Below are 25,595 nucleotides of genomic sequence, written 5' to 3'. Positions count from 1 at the left end.
TTGCCTAATATGAGACGTCGGTCCCGCCCGGAAGTCCCGTCCCGGGCGGGCCGACGCTGACCCTCATTCACTGACTGGCAGGACAGTGATCTCTCTCATTCAGCGGCTTCCAGGGCATCTGCGAAGTCGCTGAAGAATTCTGTGTAGGCCTGGATGTCCTCGGTCAGGTAGAAGTTCTCCGGCAGGTAGACGATGTTGCCCTCCTCGACGGCGGTGACGTTCTTCAGCGCCTCCGACTCTTCGACGATCTCCGCGGCGGGGCTGTACCCCTCTTCCTCCTGGCTGATCCTGGCATCGCGATCCATCACGAGCAGCCAGTCCGGGTTCGCTGTCGCGATGGCCTCCACCGAGATGTCGTCGCCGTGAGACTCATCCTCGCCCTCCTGTTCCAGGGCCGGCTCCAGGTCGAAGGTGTCGAACACCGGGCCGATCGCGCGGCCGTTCGGACCGGGGGCCACATAGCTGATGTCGCCGCCGGAGGTCAGCAGCCCCATGACCGTCGATTCGCCGTCATAGGCTTCCTGGACCCGGGCCATCTCGGTCTCGAGCTCCTCGACGAGTCCCGCTGCGGCCTCGTCCTCGCTGAACACCTCACCGAGTGACTCGGTCTTGCGGATCAGCTCTTCGATCAGATCAGCGTCCTCCTGGGGCTCGAACTCCAGGATGGTGGCATCGGGGGCCAGCTCGCTGATGTCCTGGTAGTACTGCTGGAAACGCTGTCCGTTGATGATCAGATCGGGCTCCGCCGCCACGACGTTCTCGAGGTTCGGTTCGCGGTGCATCCCGAGGTCCAGGATGGAGTCGTCCTCCGCGTACGCGTGGGTCTCTGGGTCCATGAGAGCCAGCGGTGCGGCGCTGGGCTGCACACCGAACTCCTCGAGCGTGCGGTAGGAGCGGTTGTCCGTGACGATCACGCTCTGCGGATCGGTGGAGACCTCGTGGGTGCCGTGATCATCCTCGACGGTCACCGTTCCGGACTCTGCGTCCTCCTCCTCCGTGCCCTCCGCCTCTGCACCTTCGCCCTCCTCGGCAGATTCGGAGGTGGTCTCGGCCTCCGTCTCGCTGCTGGCCTGCTCAGCCTCCGTGGCATCGGCTTCGGCGTCATCTCCGGCGCAGGCCGTGAGGGCCAGGACAGCGATGGCGCTCACGGAGAGAGCGCTGAGGCTCCTGGAGCGCAGGGTGGAGGAGTTCTGCGGTGCGAATTCGCGGATGGGCATAGTTGTGCCTTTCACAGTGCATGCAGCCGGACTCGAAGCCCGACAGTGATGGGATCTTGTACTTAGTGTCCCCTAAGCTAAATAGAACCTACATAGTTAACCTATTGGGCGCAACTGGATGACGGGTGCATGACAAGGAGGATGACGAGGAGCATGACAGGGCGGACGATGGGGGTCGGGGCGGTACGGTGGGACTCGATGTCCTCCTCCGCTGAGTCCTTGTCGCCGGTGCTCACCCCCGAGGGGTGGGAGCTGCTCAATGCGCTGCCGCCCTACGACCAGGCGTCCTCCTTCGGCCTCAATCAGCGGCTCCGCCGCGAAGGTCATCCAGCCGATCGTGTGGCCGCGGCTCTGACGCAGTCCCGGCTGCGCGCCGAGGCGAGGAGGAAGTTCGGGGACTTCGCGGACCGCATGCTCTTCACCCACGCCGGCCTGCAGCAGTCCACCCGCCTGCCCGTGGCGGCGCGGCATGCCCAGCGCTTCCGCGCAGCCGGCCTCGATCGCGTCGTGGACCTGGGATGCGGACTGGGCGCCGACGCGCTGGCCGCGGCATCATTGGGTCTCTCGGTCACGGCGGTGGAGGCCGACGAGGGCACCGCTGCAGCTGCCACCATCAATCTGCTGCCCTTCCCGGAGGCGCGGGTGCTGCACAGCACCGCTGAGAGCTTCGCCGCCACCTATGAGCTGACGAGCTCCCCCGCACCTCGGGGCTGGGGACTCTGGCTCGATCCCGCCCGCCGCGATCCTCAGGCCGCCGAGAGTGCTGGAAACGCGGGCCCGAGCCGGCTGTGGGACCCGGAATCATTCTCCCCGCCGCTGAGCTTCGTCCTTGAGCTGGCACGCACCGGGACGCCGATGGGCGTCAAGCTCGGACCCGGGCTGCCCCATGAGCTGATCCCCGAGGACTGTGAGGCTGAGTGGGTCTCCATGGACGGGGACCTTGTGGAAGTGGTGCTCTGGTTCAACGCGCTCGCCAGACCCGGTGTCCGGCGAGCGGCGACCGTGCTGCACAGTCACCTCGGCACGAGTCAGCACAGTTCAGATCAGTCCAGCTTCGAAAAGCACAGCTCCGGCCCGGCTCAGCACACTGGGGAGCTGACCAGTCCGGCGGAGTTCGGCGCCGGCGTCGACCTTGAGCCGACGGGCAGCGGCGGGCTGACCGGCGTGCTGCATGAACCGGACCCCGCGGTGATCCGCTCCGGGCTCGTCGCCGAACTCGCTGATCAGCTGGGAGGCCGCCTGCTGGATGGCCACATCGCGTACTTCTGCACGGATGAGCTCGCTCCCGCGCAGGAGGCGGGCCTCTCCCGCGGGTATCGGATCCGGCAGGTGAGCCCCTACAGCGTCAAGGCGCTGAAGCGCTGGGCGGCCGAGCAGGGGGTGACAAGCCTGGAGATCAAGAAGCGCGGAGTCGACATCGTCCCCGAACAGCTGCGCCAGCAGGTGCTTCCCCGCGCGCAGGTCAGGAAACAGGGACCCAGGCACCACGCGACAGTGGTCATCACTCGGCTGGGCGACGATCGGGTCTTCGTGGTGGTGGATCCGACCTGAGTCAGCAGCTGGAGTGGCCGCGCTGCTCCTCCCCCACCGCGACCGGGAGGGCCCCCGCGGCTTCTCCGCCGGCGAGGACCTCTGCAAGCGCCTGGAAGGACTCCGGGGTCCGTCCATAGAGGGCGATGCGCGTCGGCGCGTCGGCGGCGGTCAGCACCTCCGGACGGTCCAGGGCGACGGCGACATCTCCTCCGGCGGCGGCGGACTCGCCGATGAGGTTGACCACGGCTCCCTCGCCCACGGCGATGCCCTGGGCCTGGGCGGCGGCGGCCAGTCGGCTGCGATCCTGTTCCGTGCCGCCCACGATCTGGAGGCCGTTCGCCGCCAGATCTGCTTCGCACCGGCCCTCCACCAGGGTGATCGACGAGCGGCCCAGCGCCTCGGCGGTCTCTTCTGCAGAATCCAGCTCCTCCGGCCGTCCTGGGTGCTCCGGGTCCTCAGCGCCGGGCCCCGCGGCGAGTTCGCCGGAGGCGAGGTCGCGCTGCCACAGCTGCAGCGCCACCACACGTTCGGCCGCCGCCGTGACACGGGATCGGTCCAGCTCCCCTGACTCCACGGCGGCGACGATGCCGGCATGGGCGCCGCGGACATCGGCGGGCATCAGCAGCAGGTCCGCTCCTGCCGCCAGCGCGAGGACAGCTGCCTGATCTCCGCCGTAGCCCTGGACGATCGCACCCATGTTCAGCGCATCGGTGACCACCACCCCGTCGTGGCCCAGGTCACGCAGCTCGGCGTAGGCGGCGGCGGAGAGTGAGGATGGCGTGCCCGCCTCAAGAGCAGGCACCTCGATATGGCCCATCATCACCATCGGGACCCCCGCGTCTGCGGCCTCGGCGAAGGGGACCCAGTCCCGCGAGCGCAGCTCCTCGAGCGAAGCATCCTGGACCGGAAGGGTCTGGTGCGAGTCTTCAGTCACCGAGCCGTGGCCCGGGAAATGCTTGATCGACCCAGCGAGTCCTCCCTCAGCGAGCCCGCGGAGTCCGCTCAGCGCAAGCTCCGAGACCGCCTCGGCGTCGTCGCCGAAGGACCGGGACCCGATCGTCGGATCCGCCGCTCCGACGGTGACGTCGCCATTGGGGGCGAAGCTCGCGGTGAAGCCCAGCTCCTGCAGCTCCGCCGCGAGGAAACGGTGCCCGGAGCGGGTGAGCGCGTCGTCGTCCAGCTCGGCCTCGGTCTGGTCTGCGGACCCCCCGGTCTCGCTCAGGGCCGCGGCTCCGTAGGCCATGGGAGCGGGCCACTCGGTCAGCGGGGCGCCGACCCGGGTCACCAGTCCGCCCTCCTGGTCCACGCTGATCATCGGCGGCACCTCGCGCTCTGCACCGGCCTCGGCGAGCGTCTGGAGTTCGGCGGCCAGCGCCTCGGTGTCCACGCCCTGGGGCCCGCGCGGCACGTTGTCCCCCATGATGATGGACCCGGCGAGGTGCAGCTCCTCGATCAGGGCGGCCATGGCACTGGCATCGGTGCTGGCGAACTCCCCCACCAGAACGGCGCCGGCCAGCTCCTCGGTGGAGTACTCCGCCACGATCGCACTGGCGCGGTCCTGATGCTCGGGGGACGGTCCGGCCAGTGCGGCCTCGCGCTCCTGGGCGGCCTCAGCCTGCCGCTGCGCCTCCGCCTGGGCGGCCTCCTCCTGGGCGTCCGGCCCGCTCTGCGCCGGACCCTCCTCGGGTGCCTCAGAGGTCGGCGCGCAGGAGCTGAGCAGCAGAACACCGAGGAGGGCGGCGGCCGCCAGCGGCCGAGGACGGCGTGGTGCACCGGGCGAAGTCATGCCAGTGAGGATATCTGCGCAGGCTGAATGCCGACGACCCGAGCACAGGCGGCCACATGCGTCTGCGGGCAGTATTCTGAACCTTGATGCGGCCGACGGCCCTGACCGACTAAGGAGCCCTGAGTGGAACTGCCCTTCGCGAAATCTGATCGCTCCACCCTCGGCCTCGAGTGGGAGCTGGCCCTGGTGGACCGCCAGTCCGGGGATCTCCGGTCCGTTGCCGACCGCATCCTCAGCGCCTGTCACCAGGACATTCCGGAGCTGCGTCCCGAGGACGAGCATCCCTACGTGAAGCAGGAGCTGCTGACCAACACCGTGGAGCTGGTCACTGATGTCTGCCCGGACGTGAACACCGGTGTGGAACAGCTTCGGGAGACCGCACGCAATGTGATGCGCCACTGTGAACCGCTGGACGTGGAGCTCTACTGCCAGGGCTCGCACCCCTTCGCCGCTCCCACCGAGCAGGAGGTCACGGACAAGGAGCGGTATGCCGAGCTGATCCGCCGCACGCAGTGGTGGGGTCGACAGATGGTGATCTACGGGGTCCACGTCCACGTGGGCCTGGATCATGTCTCCCAGGCGATGCCGGCGGTCAACGCGCTGTGCAACTACAACGCGCACTTCCAGGCGCTCACCGCATCCTCTCCCTACTGGGCCGGTGAGGACACCGGCTACGCCTCGCAGCGCGCGCTGGTGTTCCAGCAGCTGCCTACTGCCGGGGCCTCCTTCCAGTTCGAAGAGTGGTCCGGCTATGAGAAGGCCGTCAGCGACCTGGCGCACACCGGGGTCATCCATGATGTCACCGAGGTTCGCTGGGACGTCCGCGCCGTGCCTCGACTCGGCACGGTGGAGCTGCGCGTATGCGATGGGCTCGCCACGCTCGAGGAGATCGCCGGCGTGGCCGCACTGACCCAGTGCATCGTCCATTCCACGGTGCAGAACCTCGAGAACGGCGGCAAGGTCGTCACGATGCCGCCCTGGTTCGTCCAGGAGAACAAGTGGCGGGCCGCACGCTATGGCATGGACGCGGAGATCATCCTCAACGCCGACGGTGACGAGATGCTGGTCACCAAGCACCTCGAACAGGAGCTGAACCGCCTGGAGCCGGTGGCCAAGGAGCTCGGCTGCGCGGATGAGCTGGCCCTGGTCGAGCAGATGATGCGCGACGGCGCGGGCTATCAGCGCCAGCGCCAGGTGGCGGAGACCCACCAGGGCGACCTGCGTCAGGTGGTGCTGGATGCCGCGGCGCGAACCCGGATGTCCATCAACGGCCCGCGCCGAGTGTGAAGCTTCCGGCGGGCCGCCCTGACCATGCGGCTCAGACGCTGATCCGCTGCACCGGCTGGGAGGAGTCTGCCGGAATCTGCAGGCTGGAGGGCGCGATCCCGGCGGCGACCAGCTGCGCGCCCAGCGAGGCGACCATCGCGCCGTTGTCCGTGCACAGGCTCACATCCGGGATGCGCAGCTCGATCCCTGCGGCCTCGCAGCGCTGAGCCAGCAGCTCGCGCAGGCGCTGGTTGGCCGCCACTCCTCCCCCCAGCAGGATCGTGCTGATGCCGTGCTCGCGGGCCGCGCGGACGGCCTTGCCGGTGAGCACGTCCACCACCGCCTCCTGGAAGCTCGCGGCGATGTCTGCCACCGGCACCGGACGGCCCGCCGCCTCGAACTGCTCCACCGCTCGCGCCACGGCGGTCTTGAGCCCGGAGAAGGACCAGTTGTGGCGATGCGGGCCAGGAGCCTGCGCGCTGCCTTCGAACTTGGGCATGGTCAGCCCGCGCGGAAAGCGGAACGCCGTAGGGTCACCGGAAGCGGCGGCGGCGCCGATGGCGGGGCCCCCGGGGTAGCCCAGTCCCAGCAGCCGGGCGGTCTTGTCGAAGGCCTCTCCTGCGGCGTCGTCGATGGTCGAGCCCAGCAGCTGCACATCAGAGGTCAGTGATCCCACCCGCAGGATCTCGGTGTGGCCTCCGGAGACCAGCAGAGCCCCGGTGTTCTCCGGAAGCGAGGCCATGCCGGAGGCGCCGCCGGCGGAGCCAGCCGAGTGCGAGGCTGGGGTGAGCAGTCCGACGCTGACATGCGCCACCAGGTGATTGACCCCATACAGCGGCTTCTCCGCCGCCAGGGCCAGCCCCTTGGCGGCCGAGAGGCCGACCATCAGCGCGCCGGAGAGTCCGGGGCCGGCGGTCACGGCGATCGCATCCACGTCCCTGAGCTCGATCCCAGCAGTGTCCAGCGCTCGACGCAGCGTGGGCACGAAGGCCTCGAGGTGCGCGCGGGCGGCGATCTCGGGGATCACTCCGCCGAAGCGTGCGTGCTCCTCCATGGAGGAGGACACGATGTTGGCCAGCAGCTCCGTGCCGCGCACGATGCCGATCCCGGTCTCGTCACAGGAGGTCTCGATGCCCAGGACCAGCGGCTCCGGAGGCGGCGACGCGGGGGACGGTGACGAGGCAGGCTGCGATGAGGGAGGCTGCGATGAGGGAGGCTGTGACGAGCGGGACGGCAGTGCTGGGGCGTTCATGACTGGGGGCTCCTGAGATCAGCGGCGGAGCTGGGAGCGTCCAGATCCGTCAGCGGCTTCTGCATGATCAGCGCGTCCTGGCCGTCGGGGTAGTACCGCGCTCGGGTGTGGATCGGGTGGAAGCCCTCCCGCAGGTAGAGCGCCTGCGCCCCGGGGTTGTCAGCGCGAACCTCCAGCAGCACCTGTTCGGCCCCCTGCTCCCGGGCCGCGGCGATCAGCAGATTCAGCAGACGAGTGCCGAGTCCCTGCCCCTGCGCCTCGGGGGCGACCGCGAGGGTCTGCACATCCGCGTGCGGCAGCACGCACATCATCCCGACGTAGCCGGCGAGCTCACCGGCCGCTGTGCGAGCCACCCAGTACCGACGAGTGGCCTCCGGGTCGTCACCGGCGGAGGTGTGGGCGAGCTCGTCGTAGAAGAAGCTCTCGGGCCAGGCGTCCTGTGGGAACAGCCGGTTCTCCAGGGCAAGGACCTCTGCGATGTCCAGCGCCGTCATCGGCGACACGATGAAGGTCGAGGTCACTGCGCCGCCTGCCGCGGGCGCATCTGCGCCGGGACCTTGGCATCAGATTCGCGCAGGTACAGCGGCAGCGGCTGGCGCAGCGCACCCGCCGCGCCGACCTCAGCCGCCTGGGCTCCCTCAGTCACTTGGGCTAGCTCGGCCACCTGGGCAAGCTCCACCGCGTCGGGAAGCCAGCTCGCCTCCGTCGCGGAGCGTGCGGTCACCGCCTCCGGGTAGAGGCTCGCGCCGAACCCCACGGCGGGGAGGTCGGGCAGCTCCCCCGCGGCAGAGACATGGGGGCCCTCGATGAGTTCAGCACTCGGGTGCTGCCCCGGTTCCGCCGCCGAGCCGGCGCGGCGGGTGCGGTATCGGGCCCAGTAGACCTCGCGCCGTCGTGCGTCTGTGGCGACCAGGAACTCCTCCTGGGCCGGGTCGCTGAGCGCCCCTGGGGACTGCTCAGCGGGTGCGGGGGTGGACGGTGCGCCGGGCGCGGGCTGCGTGACCGCCCGGTGGGCCAGCGAGTCCAGACTGCAGATCCCATGCAAGGGCACCTGCCAGACCTCCGCCAGTGAGTGGGCCAGCGCCAGCCCGACCCGGAGCCCGGTGAAGGGCCCCGGTCCGACGCCGACGACGACGCCGCTCAGCTCAGCCCCGGCGGCTCCCGCCCGCCGCATCGTCTCGGCCACGGCGGAGGCGAGGACCTCCGCATGTGTCGTGGTCTCAGCCGTGCGCCACTGGGCGAGCACCCGGCTCTGGTGCAGGACGGCCACGGAGGCGCCGGCGGAGGAGTCGATCGCAAGAATCACCCCTCCATGGTAGTTGGTCACAGGGCCGGCGGGTCGGCCCAGGCGGGCCCGTAGCCGCGCAGCACAGCACGGCGCCGCGAGCCCAGCACATCGGCCTCGGACTCCGAGAAGTCGGTGATGATCTCCGGCGCAGCCGGCGCCGAAGGCTTCACCGGGAGGTCCTCGCGGATCAGTTCCAGGTCCAGCCAGGAGCCTCCGGGACCCACCAGCGTGTTCTCCACCATGCCGCGGCCCCATTCCACCACGGTCACCGCCTCGGCCATGGTGGAGCTCAGGTCGAGGGACTCCAGCCCCGCCGAATCGGTGCGGTAGGCATCCACGTGGACCAGATCCGGGCCCGCATCGCGTGCACGGTGGACCCGGCTCATGATGAAGGTCGGGGAGCTGATCCGGCCGGTGACGTCGAGCGCCTCACCGAGAGACTGGGTGAGTGTGGTCTTGCCTGCGCCCAGCCCCCCGGTGAGGACCAGCAGGTCCCCGCGACCGAGCAGAACGGCGAGGTCACCGGCGAAGGCGGCGGTCGCCTGGAGGTCCTCCAGGACCACCTCGATCCTCCAGCGCTCGCCGGGCGGCGGTCCGTCCGGGTCCTGCAGGGCGCTCATCGCGGCCCCTGCCCGGGCAGCTGGGCGTCGCCGGCGGAGCCGGTGCCCGGAAGCGGAGTGAGCTCAGAGTCCACCACGAGTCGGGGCACGCGCTCCCCGATGCGGGTGATGATCTCGTAGTTGTTGGTGCCTGCGGCCGCGCCCCATTCGGCGGCCTCGATGCCGGAGTCCCCGCCGAAGATCACGACCTCGTCCCCCACCGAGACCTCGGTGTCCAGCTCCGCGAGATCCACCACGAACTGGTCCATGGCCACCCTGCCCACCGACTGGTAGCGGCGGCCCCGGATCCAGACGGGAGCGTGGACTGCCACCCGCGGGATGCCGTCGGCGTAACCCATGGGGACCAGGGCCAGAGCGGTGGGCTGGTCCAGACGATGGGTCAGTCCGTAGCTGACGCCCTGTCCCGCCGGGACCCGCTTGACGTTGGCCACGGTCGTGCGCAGCTCCATCGCTGGTCGCAGCCCGAGATCCTCCGTGGTGCGGTCAGCGAAGGGGCTCTGTCCGTAGACCCCGACTCCGACCCGGACCATGTCGAAATGCGCGTCGGGCCGGGACAGCGCCGCGGGGGTGTTGGCCACGTGGCGCAGATCCGGGACGATCCGATGCTCCTGAGCCACCTCCAGCGCCCTGCGGTAGAGATCGAGCTGCTCATCGGTCTCTCGGCGATCCGGCTCGTCCGCCACGGCCAGGTGGGTGAAGATGCCTTCGATGCTGATCAGACCGCGCTCCTGGTACTCCGCGGCGGTGCGGAGAAGCTCGGGCCAGTCCTCGATCGTGCACCCGTTGCGGCCGAGCCCGGTATCGATCTTCAGGTGCACCCGGGCGGGCCGCTGCAGCGACTCTGCGGCCTCGGCGACCGGGTGGATCTCCCACCCGGACACGCCGAGGTCGATGTGTTCAGCGATGGCATCGGCGAAGCTGGTTGCGCGGGTGTGCAGCCACGCCAGGATGGGCGCCTGGATTCCGGCGGCGCGCAGTGCCAGCGCCTCGCTGACGTGTGCGGTTCCCAGCCAGTCGGCCCCGCCCTCCAGGGCGGCGTGTGCGGCGGTGACAGCGCCGTGCCCATACCCCTCGGCCTTGACCGCGGCCATCACCTTGGCCGGGTGCACGTAGGAGGCGATGGTCCGCACATTGTGCCTGATCGCGGCCGGGTCGATCACCGCGGCGCGCTCAGGCCCGAGAGTCTGTTCCATGACAACCACTGTATCGGCGGTGACGCGTCACGCGCCCGGCGCTCACTCGCGCAGCGCGCCGATCAGCGCGGAGGCACCGAAGTGTCCGTAGCCCCGGGGGTCGAGCCGCTGGGCGGCGGCCGCGTGCATGCGGGCTCCCTCGGCCGCGATGCGGACCCAGTCCTGTTCCTCTGTCCGGTCGGCGGTGGCCAGCAGCGCCCCGATGATGCCGGTGAGCACGTCGCCGGTGCCGGCGGTCGCCAGCCCGGGGGTCGCGGACCGCACGATCAGCGGCGCTCGGCCGTCGGGTCCCGCGACCACGGTGCTGGGTCCCTTGAGCAGAACGGTGGCGCCGAGCGTCTGTGCCAGTGCGCAGGTCGCTGCGAGCGTGTCCGGCTGATCGGACAGCAGCTCCTGCAGCGTCTCGTCCTCCAGCGCCTCGGCCAGCCGGCGCGCCTCTCCCAGGTGCGGGGTGAGGACCAGCTGTCCGCCGAGCTCTCCCGAGGTGAGCAGGTCTCCGCGCAGCAGTTCGAGGCCGGAGGCGTCGAGGACGCAGGGCGTGCCGGATTCCACCGTGGTGCGCAGCATGGTCTCACCCTCGACCAGGCGGGATCGGTCCTTGCCCAGGCCTGGTCCGATGGCCGCCGCCGTCGCACCGTCGAAGGCTTTGGCTCCGCGTCCGTGGCTCGTGACCGCCTCGGGCCAGCTCTGCATCACTGCGGCAGAGACCGCAGGGTCCGCCTGCAGACGCACCATGCCCACCCCTGAGGTGATGGCTGCACCGACGGTGAGCTGGGCGGCTCCGGGGAACTGCGGGGATCCGGCCACCACCTGCAGACTTCCGCGGCTGTACTTGTGGTCCCCGGGACGCGGCTTGCGCCGCAGCGGCTCCGGAGAGCACAGCTCCCAGGCGGCGGGAGTCGGCAGATGTTCGCGCAGACCGATGTCCACCGTGTGGATCTTCCCGCTGAGCAGGCCGCCCTCGCCCAGGAGCAGTCCGAGCTTCGCTGCGCCGAAGGTGACCGTGTGCTCCGCGGTCAGCGCCTGGCCCGGGCATCGTCCGGTGTCTGCATCGACTCCGGAGGGGATGTCACAGGCGACGACCGTGCCGGTGGTGGCTGCCTCGGCCAGGCCGGGCACGTCGGGGAGGGTGAAGGCCCCCCGGGCGCCGGTTCCCAGCACGGCATCGATGATCACCCGGGTGGCGCCGGGGACATGGGTGCTCAGGCGTCCTCCGGCGGCGAGGAAGTCCTCCAGCGCCTGCGGGTGCGCACGATCACCGACGAGCACGGCCTGGGCGTCCACGCCGCGAGCACGCAGCGCCGCCAGCGCGTAGAGCCCGTCTCCGCCGTTGTTCCCGGTGCCGATGAGCCCGATGACCCGGGCTCCGTAGATCCTGCCGCCGCCGCGCAGCAGGTCCAGCACGCAGGAGGCGAGCCCGTGCGCGGCGCGGCGCATCAGCGCGGGCCCTGCGCCGGCGTCGACGAGGGGGGCCTCAGCGTCGCGGATCTGCGTTCCGGAGTAGACCGGAGTCGAGGCGGCTGCCATGCTCAACCCTCCGCCACGACCATGGCCGTGGCGACGTCCCCGTCGTGGGAGAGAGACAGGTGCCAGCGTTTGACGCCCCGGGAGTCGGCCACACCGGCGACCGTGCCGGAGACCTCCACCGAGGGCGCACCTGCGGCGTCCATGACGACCTGACAGTCCTGCCAGTTCATCCCCGCCGGCGCGCCCAGCGCCTTGGCCACGGCCTCCTTGGCGGCGAACCGTGCCGCCAGCGAACGAGTGTTGAGCTCACGCTCGGCGGGGACGAAAAGCCGCTCCCGCAGCGCCGGGGTCCGGCGCAGCTGGTGCTCGAACCGCGTCACCAGGACGACGTCGACTCCGATTCCCACGATCATGTGTCTCTCCTCGTCTCAGCCGGCTCCGCGTGCCGGATCTGTGGCTGCGCAGTCGATCTGGATCAGGTCACTCGACAGTGACGGACTTCGCCAGGTTGCGCGGCTGGTCGACGTCGTAGCCCTTCTCGGCGGCCAGCGCGCAGGCGAAGATCTGCAGCGGCACGGTGGTCAGCAGCGGCATCAGCAGCGGCTGCGTCTCCGGGACGTAGAAGACCTGCTCGGAGTAGTCCACGACGTCGGCGTCGCCGGCCTCGGCCACGGTGATGGTCTTCGCTCCGCGAGCGCGGACCTCCTGGATGTTGGAGACCACCTTCGCGTGCAGCGAGTCCCGCCCATGCGGGGAGGGGACGACGACGAACACCGGCTGGCCCTGGTCGATCAGCGCGATCGGGCCGTGCTTGAGCTCACCGGCGGCGAAGCCCTCGGCGTGGATGTAGGCGATCTCCTTGAGCTTGAGCGCACCCTCCATCGCGACCGGATAGCCGACGTGGCGGCCCAGGAACAGCACCGAGGGGGCCTGGGCCATCTCTCGGGCCAGCTTGCGGATCTGCTCGCCGCCGTCGAGGACCTCCTGGATCTTGCCCGGGATCTTGTGCAGGTCGGCGAGGATGTCCTCGATCTCTCCCTGGAAGAGCTTGCCGCGCAGCTGCGCCATGTAGAGGCCCAGCAGGTAGGAGGCGGTGATCTGTGCCAGGAATGCCTTGGTGGAGGCCACGGCGATCTCGGGGCCGGCGTGGGTGTAGAGCACGGCGTCGGATTCGCGCGGGATGGTGGAGCCGTTGGTGTTGCAGATCGCGAGCGTGCGCGCGCCCTGCTCCTTCGCGTAGCGGACCGCCATCAGGGTGTCCATGGTCTCTCCGGACTGGGAGAGCGAGACGATCAGGGTGGAGTCATCGATGATGGGGTCGCGGTAGCGGAACTCATGGGAGAGCTCGACCTCCACGGGCACGCGCACCCAGTGCTCGATGGCATATTTGGCGACCATGCCCGCATAGGCGGAGGTGCCGCAGGCCAGGACGATGATCTTGGAGATGTTCTTGAGCTCTTCAGGGTCGATGCGCAGCTCGTCGAGCACGAGACGGCCGGAGGCATCGGTGCGGCCCAGCAGCGTGTCCTCCACGGCCTTGGGCTGATCGTGGATCTCCTTCTCCATGAAGGTGCCGTATCCGCCCTTCTCGGCGGCGGCAGCATCCCAGTTCACGGAGAAGCGCTTGCCCTCGGCGGGGGTGCCGTCGAAGTCGATGATCTCGACCTTCTCTGCGGTGATGGTCACGACCTGGTCCTGCTCCAGCTCCACGGCTTCGCGGGTGAAGTCGATGAAGCCGGAGACGTCGGAGCCGAGGAAGTTCTCGCCCTCGCCCAGACCCACCACCAGGGGGGAGTTGCGGCGGGAGGCGACCACGCGGTCGGGCTGATCGGCGTGCACCGCCAGCAGCGTGAAGGCGCCCTCCAGCTGGTTGGCCGCCTGGCGCATGGCTTCGGTGAGGTCCCCGGTGGCCGTGAAATGCTGGCCGATCAGCTTCGCTGCGACCTCGGTGTCGGTCTCGGAGGCGAAGACCTCGCCCGTGGCGAGGAGCTTGGCCTTGAGCTGGGCGAAGTTCTCGATGATGCCGTTGTGGATGACGGCGAGCTTGCCGTCGTCGGCGAGATGCGGGTGCGCGTTCTGATCGTTGGGCGCCCCATGGGTGGCCCAGCGCGTGTGGCCGATGCCCACGGAGGCGGGGACCAGCGGCTCTGCCTCGATCTCCGCAAGGAGGTTGGCGAGCTTGCCGGACTTCTTCCTCATGGACACGGTCCCGGAGGACACCGTGGCCACTCCGGCGGAGTCGTATCCGCGGTATTCCAGGCGACGGAGTCCCTCGAGAAGCACGTCGAGTGCTCCGTGCTGGCTGGTCTTCTCAGGCAGGCCTATATAGCCGACGATTCCACACATAGCCCATAGCGTATCGTGTCTACGTGTCTGAACACCCATCCGATGATCCCGCTGCGCTCACCCCCACAGGCTCCCTTCCTGCCGTGGTGGCGGGCACGGCCCCCTGGGCGGGATCGCCCGTGAAGCCCGGCCAGCCGGGCGCCTCGCACTCCCCCTTCGCGGAGCTGGACCGCCATGCCTGGGCGCGACTCGCCGACACGATCGAGCAGCCGCTGAACCAGGGCGACGTCGATCGTCTCCGCGGCATCGGTGAGCACCTCTCGCTCAATGAGGTCGAACAGATCTACCTGCCGCTGAGCCGGCTGCTCTCCATCTATGTGGAGTCCGCCGCGCACCTGCGCGCCGCCGCGAACGAGTTCCTCGGCGAGCAGACCCTGCGCACCCCCTTCGTGATCGGCGTGGCGGGGTCGGTGGCCGTGGGCAAGTCCACCACCGCACGCGTGCTCCAGGAGATGCTGCGCAGATGGCCCTCCACCCCACGGGTCGAGCTGGTCACCACCGACGGGTTCCTCTACCCCAACGCGGAGCTGGAGCGCCGTGGACTCATGGATCGCAAGGGCTTCCCCGAGGCCTATGACCGCAGGGCGCTGCTGCGCATGGTCTCGGAGGTGAAATCGGGCAAGCCCGAGGTCCGCGCGCCCTGGTACTCCCATCTGGTCTATGACATCGTGCCCGACCGTGAAGTGGTGATCCGCCAGCCGGACGTGCTGATCGTCGAGGGACTCAACGTTCTGCAGCCTGCTCGGGTGCGGGAGGACGGGACCACCGGGCTCGCCCTGAGCGACTTCTTCGACTTCTCCATCTACGTGGACGCCAAGCCCAAGCACATCGAGCAGTGGTACGTGAACCGGTTCATGCGCTGGCGCGACGGGGCCTTCGCGAACCCGGAGAGCTACTTCCACCAGTACTCCTATCTCAATGATGAGCAGGCGAAGGAGCGGGCCACGGAGATCTGGAAGCGGATCAACGGACCCAATCTCCGTGCGAACATCGCCCCGACCCGATCCCGGGCGCGGCTCGTCATGGCCAAGGGTGAGGACCACTCGGTCTCACGCGTCCTGCTGCGCAAGGTCTGAGCCGCCGATGTCCCGTGCAGAACTGACCGATGAAGGCCGCCGTCAGTGGCACCAGAAGCAGGAGAGACGAGCAAGGGTCTACCGACGACGCCGGGCGCTCGCCGTCGTCTCGCTGATCGCGGTGCTGCTGCTCGTCGGCTACCTGCTCCCCCGTGCCTGGGGCTGGGTCGATCAGCAGGTGGGTGGTGAGACGCTGGGCGGCGACGAGCCGCTCGCCGAGGTGCGCGGCGATCAGATCCCCGACCCGACGGAGTCCGATGGCGCCCAGTCCAGCGCTGTGCCGAGTCAGACGTCTGAGGCCGCGCCTGAGTCGACAGCTGAGCCGACGACTGAGCGGGCCAGCGACCCCTCCTGGGATCCGGACTCCATCCATGTCCTGGTGAACCGCCAGAACCCGCTCGAGCCCGAGGACCACGCTCCGCAGGACCTGGTGGAGCCAGCGGTGCGCACGAGCAGCGAATCACAGCTCCTGCTGCGCGAGCCCGCGGCCGAGGCTCTGGAGGAGCTCATCGCCGCCGCAGCCGCCGAGGGCCAGGTTCTGGCCATGACCAGCGGCTATCGCTCCTACGAGGCGCAGCTCGGACTCTATGCGAATCGCCACTCGATGGTCGGCACCGACGAGACCGACGAGCTCGTCGCTCGTCCGGGCTATTCCGAGCATCAGACCGGACTGGCCGCCGACGTGATCAGCATCGACAATCCCGACTGCATCGAGGGACACTGCTTCGCGGAGACGCCCGAGGGGCAGTGGGTGGCCGAGCACGCGGCGGACCACGGTTTCGTGATCCGCTATCTGGACGGGGCCGAGGAGATCACCGGCTATCAGTTCGAGCCGTGGCATCTTCGGTACGTGGGCGAGGCGACGGCCCAGGAGGTCGCCGCGGAGGACATCACCCTGGAGGAGTACTGGGACCGGCCCACAGCGTCCGAATACGACGTCGAGGAGCCCGACCTGTCAGCCCCCTCAGGGCAGTGAGCGGCCTCTTGGTGGTGTCCTAGACTCTTCTCCATGCTCCAGGGATTCAGACACTTCATCACGCGCGGCAATGTCGTGGACCTCGCCACCGCCGTGATCATCGGGACAGCGTTCACCGCTGTGGTGAGCGCTCTGGTGGAGAACGTGCTCATGCCGCTCATCTCCGCGCTGGTGGGCGCCCCCGACTTCGACAACTTCGCTGTGGTGGAGATCAACGGCAATGCGATCAGGTTCGGCGTGCTGCTGACCGCCCTGGTCAACTTCCTGCTGGTCGCCTCCGCGGTCTACTACGTGGTGATCGCGCCGATGAAGCGGATGGTCGAGGCCCGGGAACGGCGCTCCGGAAGCGCCAAGGCACTGGTCGAGGATGAGAACATCACCCTGCTCAAAGAGATCAGGGATCAGCTCAAGGCTCAGACCGAGGTGACGAACCCTGCCTTCCTGGCGTCTCTGGCGGAGGCTCAGCGCCAGGCGGAGGAACAGGCCGCCGCGGAGGCCGCTCAGGGGCCTCGGCGCCACACCGTGCTCGGCAGGGCGAAAGACGTGGTCTGGGGCAAGGACTGAGCGCTCCCCCGCGCTGAGCGGCGGATTCTCCGATCACTTGGGGCCGATTCAGCACCCAGATGCTGGGAGAATCCGCCCCTCAACAGGAAGGGGTCGTCTCAGAGGGCGAGTTCGGCTTTGACGATGTCAGCCAGGGCCTCGGACTCGGACTGAGCCAGCTCCGCAGTAGCGGCCTCGACCATCACCCGCACCACCGGCTCAGTCCCCGAAGGACGCAGCAACACCCGCCCGGTCTCCCCCAGCCGGGCCTCGGCCTGCGCCACAGCAGCCTGGAGCGGCTCATGGGTCTTCGCCCGAGTCCGATCCACACCCTTGACATTGATCAGCACCTGCGGAAGCCGAGTCATCGCCTCCGCAGCAAGCACCCGGGCGGTCTTGCCGGTGGCAGCGACCCGGACCGCGAGCTGCAGCCCGGTCAGCAGACCATCACCAGTGGTGGCGTAGTCCGCGAAGATCAGATGCCCCGACTGCTCCCCACCCAGGTTGTACCCGGCGGCGCGCATCGCAGCGAGCACATACCGGTCCCCGACCGCAGTCTCGACCAGATTCACCCCGGCAGCACCCATGCCCAGCTTCAGCCCCAGATTCGACATCACCGTGACCACCAGGGTGTCCTGGACCAGGGTCCCGGCCTCCTTCTGCGCGATGGCCAGGATCCCCATGATCTGATCACCATCGATGATCTCTCCGGTGTGATCCACCGCCAGGCACCGGTCAGCGTCCCCGTCATGAGCGATGCCCAGGTCTGCCCTGTTGGCCAGGACTGCTTCTTGCAGCGGTCCCAGGTGGGTGGAGCCATAGCCGTCATTGATGTTCAGCCCGTCAGGCTCCGCGCCGATGACGATGACCTCGGCCCCGGCGTCGGTGAACGCCTGCGGGGAGACCCCGGCGGCGGCACCATGGGCGCAGTCAAGCACGATCTTCATGCCCGTGAGGCTGACCCCGTTCAGGGAGCGCAGCAGATGCACCAGGTAGCGGTCCTCCGCGTCAGCGAAGCGCTGGATGCGGCCGACCTCGGCCCCGGTGGGCCGGGGAGGTTCCAGTCCCATCTGGGTCTCGATCGCGTCCTCGGCGGCATCGTCGAGCTTATGACCGCCGCGGGCCAGGAACTTGATCCCGTTATCCGGTGCGGGGTTGTGCGAGGCGGAGATCATCACTCCGAAGTCCGCGTCGATGTCAGCGACCAGGAACGCCGCGGCGGGGGTGGGCAGCACCCCGGCGTCATAGACATCGACTCCGGCGCTGGCCAGGCCTGCCGAGACGGCGGCGGCGATGAACTCCCCGGAGATGCGTGGATCGCGGGCGACCACTGCTGTGGGTCTGGTGCCCGGGCTCACCTGCTGGTGGCCCAGGACGGTCGCTGCTGACTGGGAGAGGGTGAGGGCGAGTTCAGCGGTGAGCAGCCCATTGGCCACACCGCGCACGCCGTCAGTGCCGAAGAGTCGTGCCATGATGTCGACCAGTGTACTTCGCCGCGGCGGTGCAGGACGCGCAGAACCCCGCCGGAGAGTCTCCGACGGGGTTCTGGGGCGGCTGAGGTCTGCTCTCCGTTCAGCTCTGCGGACAGAACCGACGAATCACTGTTGACCGATCAGCGCTTGGAGTACTGCGGTGCCTTGCGTGCCTTCTTGAGACCGGCCTTCTTGCGCTCCACCGCACGGGCGTCGCGAGTCAGGAATCCGGCCTTCTTCAGCGACGCGCGGTTGTGGTCGCGGTCGATCTCGTTCAGCGCACGGGCGATGCCCAGGCGCAGCGCGCCGGACTGGCCGGAGGGGCCGCCGCCGTCGATGCGAGCGATCACATCGTAGGCTCCCGTGAGGCCCAGCAGAGTGAAGGGATCATTCACTTCCTGCTGGTGCAGCTTGTTCGGGAAGTAGTCTTCCAGGCTGCGACCGTTGAGGGTCCACGTGCCTGTGCCGGGGAAGATGCGGACGCGTGCGCGGGCCTGCTTGCGACGACCGATGGCGGCGCCGCCGACGGTCAACGGTGCACGCTCGGACTCGCCGGCGGTCTCTTGGTCGGGGGTCGATTCCGAGGTGTAGCTTGAGAGCTCCTCGGTTTCGGTGAGCTCTTCAGTGTTCTGAGCCACGATTCTCCTTGAAAATTCTAGTGTCGGGTGGCCAGGACTACTGAGCGACCTGGGAGATGTCGAACGGCTTCGGCTGCTGGGCGACATGCGGGTGCTCAGCACCTGCATAGACGCGCAGCTTCTTCAGCTGGGCCGTTCCGAGCTTGTTATGGGGCAACATGCCCTTGACTGCCTGGTAGGCAGCGCGGGTGGGGTAGCGCTGGACCATCTCGTTGAAGGTCAGCGACTTGATCCCACCGGGAAAGCCGGAATGGCGCCAGTAGCGCTTCTTCTCAGCCTTGTCGCCGGTCATGGCGACCTTCTCGGCGTTGATGATGATGACGAAGTCGCCCATGTCCTGGTGTGGGACGAAGGTCGGCTTGTGCTTGCCGCGCAGCAGCGCGGCAGTCTGGGTGGCGAGACGGCCCAGCACGACGTCAGTCGCGTCGATGACGTGCCACTGGGCATCGGCGTCGCCAGGCTTCGGGGTGTACGTACGCACGTTGGTATGCCTTCGGTCGATGTTCTACGGTTCAGTGCACCGGACGCTGTGATGCTGTGAGCGGCACCGAGCGTCAGTTACTGTTTCTTCGCGAGTGCGACATCCGGATTCCCAGGTGAGGACTGGGAACTGACCGGGCCCGTGAGTTCCCCTGCAGTCCGTGGAGGCATACGACCATGCAACTGAGCCGCCTCGACACGAACCCACGCAAGGGTGGACACGCACAACAACCACCTACTATACAGAGCACCCCCGCCTTTGAGCAAAAGCACTGGTCATGAAGCTTCTCCAGGACTCATTCTCCAGGCGGGGGCGCTGCTGCAAGCAGCCGGTCCCTACAGCTGGATGATCAGCGCACGGCACGCTTATAGGCGGCGTCTGACATGTCTTCGAGCTCCCGGCCCTTGGTCTCCGGCACCCATTTGAGCACGAAGATCAGGGACAGCAGCGCACACGCGGCATAGAAGCCGTAGGCGAAGACCAGCGAGAAGTCCGCCATCTCCGGGAAGAGCATGGAGATCAGGAAGTTCGCGGCCCAGTTCGCGGAGGCGGTGACGCCCAGTGCGACGGCGCGGACACGGTTGGGGAACATCTCCCCCAGCAGGACCCACATGAAGGGGCCCCAGGTGGCTCCGAAGAAGAGCACGAAGACGTTCGCGGAGACCAGGGCGATCATCCCCCATGCCCCGGGCAGGGAGACGAGCTCCTCGCCGTCGGCCCCCATGGTCACCACGGCCTGGCTGAAGGCCACTGCCATCATGCCCAGACCCACGGCCATGCCCGCGGAGCCCACGGCCAGCGGGATCCGCCGTCCCACCTTGTCCACGATGATGATTCCGATCACGGTGGCCACGATGTTCACGCTGGTGGTGATGATCTGGACCAGGAAGGCCTGGTCCTCGGCGATGCCCACTGCCTGCCAGAGCGTGTTCGAGTAGTAGAAGATGACGTTGATGCCGACGAACTGCTGGAACACTGCCAGGCCCAGTCCCACCCAGACGATGGGAGAGAGCTTCCCGCTGACGATCAGGTCGCGGAACTTCTGCCGGGCCTCCATGTTGATGGTCTCGCGGATCTCTCGGACCTTCTGAGCGATGGCGGCCTCGCCCTTGACGCCCACGACGTCCTCGAGGACCTTGGCCGCCTGCTTGTCGCGGCCCCGGGAGACCAGGTAGCGCGGCGACTCGGGGATGGACGAGGCCAGCAGGCCGTAGAGCAGGGCTGGGCCCGACTCCAGCAGGAACATCCAGCGCCAGGCCTCCAGTCCCCACCACAGCTGGTCCGCTGCGCCGCCGGCGATGTTGGCGACGAACGCGTTCGACGCGGCAGCCATGAAGATGCCGACCACGATGGCCATCTGCCACATCGAGCCGAGGCGTCCACGCAGGTTCGTCGGTGCCACCTCGGCGATGTAAGCGGGGGCGATGACCGAGGCCATGCCCACGCCGATGCCGCCGAGAACGCGCCAGAAGATCAGGTCGACGGCGCCGAAGGCCAGGCCCGAACCCAGTGCGGAGATGAAGAACAGGGCGGCCGCGACCATCATGGAGCGCTGCCGGCCGATGCGGTCCGAGAGGCTGCCGCCCGCCCATGCGCCGACCATGCAGCCCAGCAGGGCTGAGGAGACGGTGAAGCCGATGGCGAGGTCGGAGAGTCCGAACTCACCCTGGATGGGGCCCACGGCCCCGTTGATCACGGCGGTGTCGAAGCCGAAGAGGAAGCCGCCGAAGGCGGCCACCAGCACGACCCAGGCGACGCCACCGATGCCGGAGTCCTGCGAGCTGGATGTGGTGCTCATCAGTTGTTGGTCCTTCTGTCAGGTCAGGGGTCAGAGGCCTTCCGCAGGGAAGGCAAGCCCGACCGATTATGGTGCTTGAACGTGAACCACGCCACCCCGAGCAGCCTGGCCCTGACCCACCCTCGGCCCGGTCGGTCCAGCGCCTGGCGTGTCATGACGGGCCAGGACCGGGCAGGGCAGCGCCGTCGGGGTTCCTGGACCGTGTCAGAGATCACGAGGAGTCAGCCCGCTCAGAGGTTCTCGCGCCGGGCCCGGGTGGCTTCCGCGCGCAGTCCGAGCTGCTCGTCGGACGGATACTGGACCGACTCGAGCACCAGTCCCGCGGGGGGCGCCAGGCGCACCGACTGATCCCAGCTGGGCGTGGCGAGTCGGCTCAGCAGCCAGCCCGGGTCTCGGCGTGCCTCACCCACGTCCAGGCAGGCGCCGATGAGCGCCCGCACCATGTGGTGGCAGAAGGCGTCAGCCGTGATCCGGGCGGTGATGATGCCGTCGTCGTCCCGCTCGATGGAGAACGTCTGGAGCTCACGGATCGTGGTGCTGCGCTCCCGGGGCCGGCAGAAGCTGCCGAAGTCCCGCAGGCCGGAGACGGAAGCTGCCTCGAGGCGCATCGCCTGCGCATCGAGCTGCGTGCGGTGCCAGGCCGTGTCGGCTCGGCGCAGCGGATCCTGCAGCGCCGGCGCATCCGCGATCCGATACCGGTAGGTGCGGCTGAGCGCGGAGAAGCGCGCGTCGAAGTCCGCAGAGACCTGGCGAGCCGCGAAGACGACGACGGCGCCGGCCTGTCGGTTGAGCACCCCGGTCAGCCGGCGCACCAGGGCCTCGCCCGGCGTGATGCCGCGTCCTCGCGCCAGCACAGACCACTCGGCGGCGGTGAGGTCCAGGTGGACCACCTGACCGCGTGCATGGACCCCCGCATCGGTGCGGCCCGCCACGATCAGGGACACCTCTCGGCGGAAGAGCGTGGCGAGACCCTCACGCAGCGTGCCCTCCACTGTGCTCAGCCCCGGCTGGGCCGCCCAGCCGTGGAACTCGCTGCCGTCGTAGGCGAGATCAAGACGTATCCGCACAGGCTTCTCCTGTGCGTGCTCAGCGCTGCTCATCGTTCAAACCTATCTGCCCCCGTTCGTCCTCCGGACGCGGACATGGACACGCGCACTTGGACACGCAGACACAGAGGCGCCCCCGACCACTGCGATCGGGGGCGCCTCTGTGTGATGACGAAGGGTCTACTTCTCGCCCTCGGTCTTTTCAGCCTCGGTGGTCTCAGCCTCGGTGGTCTCAGCCTCGGTAGTCTGAGTCTCGGTCGACTCAGCCTGTGCTGACTCGGCCTGTGCGGACTCGTTCTCCGTGGTCGCAACCTCGGGGGACTCGGCCTCGTTGGACTCAGTCTGTGCCGACGCGGTGCTCGTGGTGGCCTTTTCGGCCTCCTTGACGACTGCCTGCTTCGGCGAGACGGGCTCCATGACCAGTTCGATCACGGCCATCGGGGCGTTGTCACCCTTGCGGTTCCCGATCTTCACGATGCGGGTGTAGCCGCCCTGGCGCTCTGCCATCGCCGGGGCGATGACGGTGAACAGCTCGTGGACCACGGCCTGGTGGGTCGCGCTGTTCGCGCTGATCTTGCCGACGACGCGACGGCGGGCAGCGATGTCGCCCTGCTTCGCCATCGTGATCAGTCGCTCGGCATAGGGACGAAGACGCTTGGCCTTGGTCAGGGTGGTGGTGATCGAGCGGTGCTCGAACAGGTTGGCGGACATGTTCGCCAACATCAGCTTCTCGTGCGACGGGCTGCCGCCCAGGCGCGGACCCTTGGTGGGGGTAGGCATGGTCTGGTTCTCCTTGGGTGGTGCGCAGTCAGTCCTTCACGAACATCAGCGCGAATAGTTGTCGTGGGCCGCAGTTCTTCAGAACCGCTGCTGCTCGTCTTCGACGTAGTCCTCGTCGCCAGCTTCCTGGAATCGAGCGGCTGTCGGATCGAAGCCGGCCGGGGAGTCCTTGAGGGAGAGTCCAAGCTCGACGAGCTTGTCCTTGACCTCATCGATGGACTTGGCACCGAAGTTGCGGATGTCCATCAGGTCGGCCTCGGAGCGAGCCACGAGTTCACCCACAGTGTGGATGCCCTCGCGCTTGAGGCAGTTGTAGGACCGCACCGTCAGCTCGAGATCTTCGATGGGCAGAGCCATGTCAGCAGCCAGCGCGGCATCGGTCGGCGAGGGGCCGATCTCGATGCCTTCGGCGGCGACGTTGAGCTCGCGAGCGAGCGAGAACAGCTCGACCAGGGTCGTGCCCGCCGAGGCCAGCGCGTCGCGCGGCTCCATGGACGCCTTGGTCTCCACATCGACGATGAGCTTGTCGAAGTCGGTGCGCTGCTCGACGCGAGTGGCTTCGACCTTGAAGGAGACCTTCAGGACCGGAGAGTAGATCGAGTCGACCGGGATGCGGCCGATCTCGGCGTCTGCCATCTTGTTCTGTGCTGCCGAGACATAGCCGCGGCCGCGCTCGACGGTGAGCTCCATATCGAGCTTGCCGTGCTCGTTGAGCGTGGCCAGGTGGAGGTCCGGGTTGTGGAACTCCACGCCGGCCGGCGGGGTGATGTCGGCTGCGGTGACCGGGCCTGGGCCCTCCTTGCGGAGGTAGGCGACCACGGGCTCGTCATGCTCGGAAGAGACGGAGAGTCGCTTCACGTTCAGGATGAGCTCGGTGACGTCTTCCTTGGTCCCGGCGATCGTGGTGAACTCGTGGAGCACACCGTCGATCCGGACGCTGGTGACTGCCGCACCCGGGATGGATGAGAGCAGGGTCCGACGCATGGAGTTGCCGAGGGTGTAGCCGAAGCCCGGCTCGAGGGGCTCGATGACGAAGCGGGAGCGATTCTCGGCGACAACTTCTTCGGTCAGCGTGGGGCGCTGTGCAATGAGCACTGATTGTTCCTTTCAGAGTGCATCCGCTATATGACGCATTCTCACTGAGTAATGATGCGCGGCCTGCCCCCGGCGCGGCGGCCGGGGACAGGCTCTGATGTCTTGTAGAGAAGCTCGCTCAGACGCGACGGCGTTTGGGCGGGCGGCAACCGTTGTGCGCGCTCGGGGTGACATCCGAGATGGAGCCGACCTCCAGGCCTGCGGCCTGCAGTGAGCGGATGGCGGTTTCACGTCCGGAGCCTGGGCCCTTGACGAAGACCTCCACCTTCTTCATGCCGTGCTCCTGAGCGCGCTTGGCTGCCTGCTCGGCGGCCAGCTGTGCGGCGAAAGGAGTGGACTTGCGGGAGCCCTTGAATCCGACCTCACCTGAAGACGCCCAGGACACCACTGCACCCGAAGGGTCGGTGATGGAGACGATGGTGTTGTTGAAGGTCGACTTGATGTGAGCCTGGCCCTGAGTGATGTTCTTACTGGCTTTGCGGCGCGGCTTGCGGGCCGCTGCGCGAGTCTTTGGTGGCATTTCTTCTCCGTGACTGAGTTCTTCGGATCAGCTGCTGCTGGCCTCAGAGGGCCTGCGTGCTGAACTACTTCTTCTTACCTGCAACGGTCTTCTTCGAGCCCTTGCGGGTTCGGGCATTGGTCTTGGTGCGCTGACCTCGGACCGGAAGGCCGCGACGGTGGCGCAGGCCTTCGTAGGAGCCGATCTCGACCTTGCGGCGGATGTCGGCGGCGACCTCGCGGCGGAGGTCACCTTCGACGGTGAGATTGCTCTCGATGTAGTCACGCAGAGAGATCAGCTGTTCGTCAGTCAGATCCTTCACGCGGGTACCAGCTTCGATACCGATTGCTTGGACGGCTGATTCGGCGCTTGTGCGCCCAACGCCGTAGATATAAGTGAGTGCGATCACCGTGCGCTTTTCGCGCGGGATGTCCACACCTGCCAGACGTGCCACGTGGCAGTCCTCCTTGTTCTCTTCCGAAGGTCTTCAGCAGTGCAATTCCCTCTGGGACCTGATGGTCCGACATCGGAGGTGATGTCTTCAGCGGGTCCCCGGCCTTCGGAAACCGGGGGTGTGCTCGTCCAGCTCAGTGACGGGCTGCACTGCCATATGATGTGAGCTGTCCAGCGCGGGTGCGCCCTCACCTACTCAAGAAGTAAGTGAAGGACTCAGCCCTGGCGCTGCTTGTGGCGTGGGTTGGACTTGCAGATCACGCGGATCACGCCGCTGCGGCGGATGACTTTGCAGTCAGTGCAGATCTGCTTCACGCTCGGCTGAACCTTCATGGGTTCTCCTCATTATTCGGTCGCGTGCGACAGTTTTTTACTTGTACCGACGCGAACGTCGACTCACTTGTAGCGGTAGACGATGCGTCCACGGTTGAGGTCATACGGGCTCATCTCCACCACCACGCGATCCTCTGGGAGGATGCGAATGTAGTGCTGGCGCATCTTGCCCGAAATGGTTGCGAGGACGACGTGCTCGTTCTCCAGACGCACGCGGAACATTGCATTCGGCAGAGCTTCAGAGACTCGGCCCTCTACCTCGATGACGCCTTCTTTTTTACCCATATGCTCCACATACCGTTCGCGACCCCCCGCCAGCAGAAACACGCACTGCGGCGCAGTGCAGCTTCAGCGGACCATGGGGTCTGATTCGATTGCTTAGGTGCCTCGTCCGGCCTGCATGCAGGCACGCAGAACCGCAGAGACAACCAGCACTA

General features: G+C 67.9%; 26 protein-coding genes. 5 read left to right on the top strand and 21 right to left on the bottom strand.

Translation table 11 applies throughout. The features are described 5' to 3' along the window. Nucleotides 1-95: 95 nt before the first annotated feature. Entirely contained in the window at nt 96-1,217 is a 1,122-nt protein-coding gene (locus tag H4W27_RS01155; RefSeq protein WP_192594304.1) for a siderophore ABC transporter substrate-binding protein, read from the bottom strand. Nucleotides 1,218-1,415: 198 nt separating this feature from the next. Here H4W27_RS01155 and H4W27_RS01150 point away from each other — a divergent pair, with 198 nt between their 5' ends. Beyond that, entirely contained in the window at nt 1,416-2,768 is a 1,353-nt protein-coding gene (locus H4W27_RS01150; RefSeq protein WP_192594303.1) for a THUMP-like domain-containing protein, read from the top strand. Nucleotide 2,769: 1 nt separating this feature from the next. Here H4W27_RS01150 and H4W27_RS01145 read toward each other — a convergent pair whose 3' ends face one another. Beyond that, nucleotides 2,770-4,536 carry a glycoside hydrolase family 3 N-terminal domain-containing protein gene (locus tag H4W27_RS01145; RefSeq protein ID WP_192594302.1) on the bottom strand — a complete coding sequence of 589 codons (1,767 nt, stop codon included), beginning with the start codon at nt 4,534-4,536 and terminating at the stop codon, nt 2,770-2,772. 123 nt (nt 4,537-4,659) lie between these two features. Here H4W27_RS01145 and H4W27_RS01140 point away from each other — a divergent pair, with 123 nt between their 5' ends. Then, nucleotides 4,660-5,823 carry a glutamate--cysteine ligase gene (locus tag H4W27_RS01140; protein ID WP_192594301.1) on the top strand — a complete coding sequence of 388 codons (1,164 nt, stop codon included), beginning with the start codon at nt 4,660-4,662 and terminating at the stop codon, nt 5,821-5,823. A gap of 31 nt (nt 5,824-5,854) precedes the next feature. On the opposite strand, the gene tsaD is transcribed toward H4W27_RS01140, so the two are convergent. The 8 genes from tsaD to glmS form a co-directional block, all read right to left on the bottom strand. Beyond that, nucleotides 5,855-7,054, bottom strand: a complete 1,200-nt coding sequence (gene tsaD, locus H4W27_RS01135) for a tRNA (adenosine(37)-N6)-threonylcarbamoyltransferase complex transferase subunit TsaD (protein ID WP_192594300.1) — start codon at nt 7,052-7,054, stop codon at nt 5,855-5,857. Then, the gene (gene rimI / locus H4W27_RS01130; RefSeq protein ID WP_192596347.1) at nt 7,051-7,548 is read right to left on the bottom strand and encodes a ribosomal protein S18-alanine N-acetyltransferase; all 498 of its coding nucleotides are present in this window, start codon (nt 7,546-7,548) and stop codon (nt 7,051-7,053) included. Before rimI ends, tsaD begins: the two co-directional genes overlap by 4 nt. A gap of 23 nt (nt 7,549-7,571) precedes the next feature. Continuing rightward, complete coding sequence (gene tsaB, locus H4W27_RS01125) at nt 7,572-8,360, bottom strand: tRNA (adenosine(37)-N6)-threonylcarbamoyltransferase complex dimerization subunit type 1 TsaB (protein ID WP_192596623.1); 789 nt, start codon at nt 8,358-8,360, stop codon at nt 7,572-7,574. Nucleotides 8,361-8,377: 17 nt separating this feature from the next. Further along, the gene (tsaE, locus tag H4W27_RS01120) at nt 8,378-8,962 is read right to left on the bottom strand and encodes a tRNA (adenosine(37)-N6)-threonylcarbamoyltransferase complex ATPase subunit type 1 TsaE (RefSeq protein WP_192594299.1); all 585 of its coding nucleotides are present in this window, start codon (nt 8,960-8,962) and stop codon (nt 8,378-8,380) included. Then, nucleotides 8,959-10,155, bottom strand: a complete 1,197-nt coding sequence (gene alr / locus H4W27_RS01115) for an alanine racemase (RefSeq protein WP_192594298.1) — start codon at nt 10,153-10,155, stop codon at nt 8,959-8,961. The genes tsaE and alr overlap by 4 nt, the downstream gene beginning before the upstream one ends. Before the next feature lie 42 nt (nt 10,156-10,197). Further along, complete coding sequence (locus H4W27_RS01110; protein WP_192594297.1) at nt 10,198-11,682, bottom strand: NAD(P)H-hydrate dehydratase; 1,485 nt, start codon at nt 11,680-11,682, stop codon at nt 10,198-10,200. Nucleotides 11,683-11,684: 2 nt separating this feature from the next. After that, nucleotides 11,685-12,035, bottom strand: coding sequence for a holo-ACP synthase (locus tag H4W27_RS01105; RefSeq protein ID WP_192594296.1), 351 nt, complete (start codon nt 12,033-12,035; stop codon nt 11,685-11,687). A gap of 67 nt (nt 12,036-12,102) precedes the next feature. Next, on the bottom strand, nt 12,103-13,968 hold the full coding sequence (glmS, locus tag H4W27_RS01100) for a glutamine--fructose-6-phosphate transaminase (isomerizing) (protein ID WP_192594295.1): 1,866 nt from the start codon (nt 13,966-13,968) through the stop codon (nt 12,103-12,105). Between the two features lie 119 nt (nt 13,969-14,087). Here glmS and coaA point away from each other — a divergent pair, with 119 nt between their 5' ends. Genes coaA through mscL form a run of 3 tightly spaced genes read left to right on the top strand, consistent with a single transcriptional unit; the run spans nt 14,088 to nt 16,584 of the window. After that, nucleotides 14,088-15,044, top strand: coding sequence for a type I pantothenate kinase (gene coaA, locus H4W27_RS01095; protein WP_192596346.1), 957 nt, complete (start codon nt 14,088-14,090; stop codon nt 15,042-15,044). A 7-nt stretch (nt 15,045-15,051) separates the two neighbouring features. After that, the gene (locus H4W27_RS01090; protein WP_192594294.1) at nt 15,052-16,020 is read left to right on the top strand and encodes a M15 family metallopeptidase; all 969 of its coding nucleotides are present in this window, start codon (nt 15,052-15,054) and stop codon (nt 16,018-16,020) included. 33 nt (nt 16,021-16,053) lie between these two features. Then, a complete protein-coding gene (gene mscL, locus H4W27_RS01085) occupies nt 16,054-16,584 on the top strand; it encodes a large conductance mechanosensitive channel protein MscL (protein ID WP_318782058.1) in 531 nt (176 codons plus the stop codon). A gap of 98 nt (nt 16,585-16,682) precedes the next feature. Here mscL and glmM read toward each other — a convergent pair whose 3' ends face one another. The 11 genes from glmM to infA all read right to left on the bottom strand — a co-directional run bounded on the left by glmM (nt 16,683) and on the right by infA (nt 25,443). Next, complete coding sequence (glmM, locus tag H4W27_RS01080) at nt 16,683-18,035, bottom strand: phosphoglucosamine mutase (RefSeq protein WP_192594293.1); 1,353 nt, start codon at nt 18,033-18,035, stop codon at nt 16,683-16,685. A 140-nt stretch (nt 18,036-18,175) separates the two neighbouring features. Further along, complete coding sequence (gene rpsI / locus H4W27_RS01075) at nt 18,176-18,673, bottom strand: 30S ribosomal protein S9 (protein ID WP_192594292.1); 498 nt, start codon at nt 18,671-18,673, stop codon at nt 18,176-18,178. Nucleotides 18,674-18,710: 37 nt separating this feature from the next. Next, entirely contained in the window at nt 18,711-19,154 is a 444-nt protein-coding gene (rplM, locus tag H4W27_RS01070) for a 50S ribosomal protein L13 (RefSeq protein ID WP_192594291.1), read from the bottom strand. A 349-nt stretch (nt 19,155-19,503) separates the two neighbouring features. Beyond that, nucleotides 19,504-20,952 carry a sugar porter family MFS transporter gene (locus H4W27_RS01065; protein WP_192594290.1) on the bottom strand — a complete coding sequence of 483 codons (1,449 nt, stop codon included), beginning with the start codon at nt 20,950-20,952 and terminating at the stop codon, nt 19,504-19,506. Nucleotides 20,953-21,182: 230 nt separating this feature from the next. Beyond that, entirely contained in the window at nt 21,183-22,052 is an 870-nt protein-coding gene (gene truA / locus H4W27_RS01060; protein ID WP_192594289.1) for a tRNA pseudouridine(38-40) synthase TruA, read from the bottom strand. 126 nt (nt 22,053-22,178) lie between these two features. Beyond that, entirely contained in the window at nt 22,179-22,778 is a 600-nt protein-coding gene (gene rplQ, locus H4W27_RS01055) for a 50S ribosomal protein L17 (RefSeq protein ID WP_192594288.1), read from the bottom strand. 78 nt (nt 22,779-22,856) lie between these two features. Then, nucleotides 22,857-23,873: a DNA-directed RNA polymerase subunit alpha gene (locus H4W27_RS01050; protein ID WP_192594287.1), complete on the bottom strand. Its 1,017-nt coding sequence runs from the start codon at nt 23,871-23,873 to the stop codon at nt 22,857-22,859. 118 nt (nt 23,874-23,991) lie between these two features. Beyond that, nucleotides 23,992-24,393 carry a 30S ribosomal protein S11 gene (gene rpsK / locus H4W27_RS01045; RefSeq protein WP_192592289.1) on the bottom strand — a complete coding sequence of 134 codons (402 nt, stop codon included), beginning with the start codon at nt 24,391-24,393 and terminating at the stop codon, nt 23,992-23,994. 64 nt (nt 24,394-24,457) lie between these two features. Next, a complete protein-coding gene (rpsM, locus tag H4W27_RS01040) occupies nt 24,458-24,826 on the bottom strand; it encodes a 30S ribosomal protein S13 (protein ID WP_192594286.1) in 369 nt (122 codons plus the stop codon). Between the two features lie 215 nt (nt 24,827-25,041). Beyond that, nucleotides 25,042-25,158: a 50S ribosomal protein L36 gene (rpmJ, locus tag H4W27_RS01035; protein ID WP_036473268.1), complete on the bottom strand. Its 117-nt coding sequence runs from the start codon at nt 25,156-25,158 to the stop codon at nt 25,042-25,044. A 63-nt stretch (nt 25,159-25,221) separates the two neighbouring features. Continuing rightward, nucleotides 25,222-25,443 carry a translation initiation factor IF-1 gene (gene infA / locus H4W27_RS01030; RefSeq protein ID WP_036473267.1) on the bottom strand — a complete coding sequence of 74 codons (222 nt, stop codon included), beginning with the start codon at nt 25,441-25,443 and terminating at the stop codon, nt 25,222-25,224. Nucleotides 25,444-25,595 lie beyond the last annotated feature (152 nt).

The sequence above is a fragment of the Nesterenkonia lutea genome (assembly GCF_014873955.1).
GTDB lineage: Bacteria > Actinomycetota > Actinomycetes > Actinomycetales > Micrococcaceae > Nesterenkonia > Nesterenkonia lutea.
The sequence above is the reverse complement of the archived record's forward strand: the minus strand, read 5'-3'. Positions and strand labels throughout refer to the sequence as shown.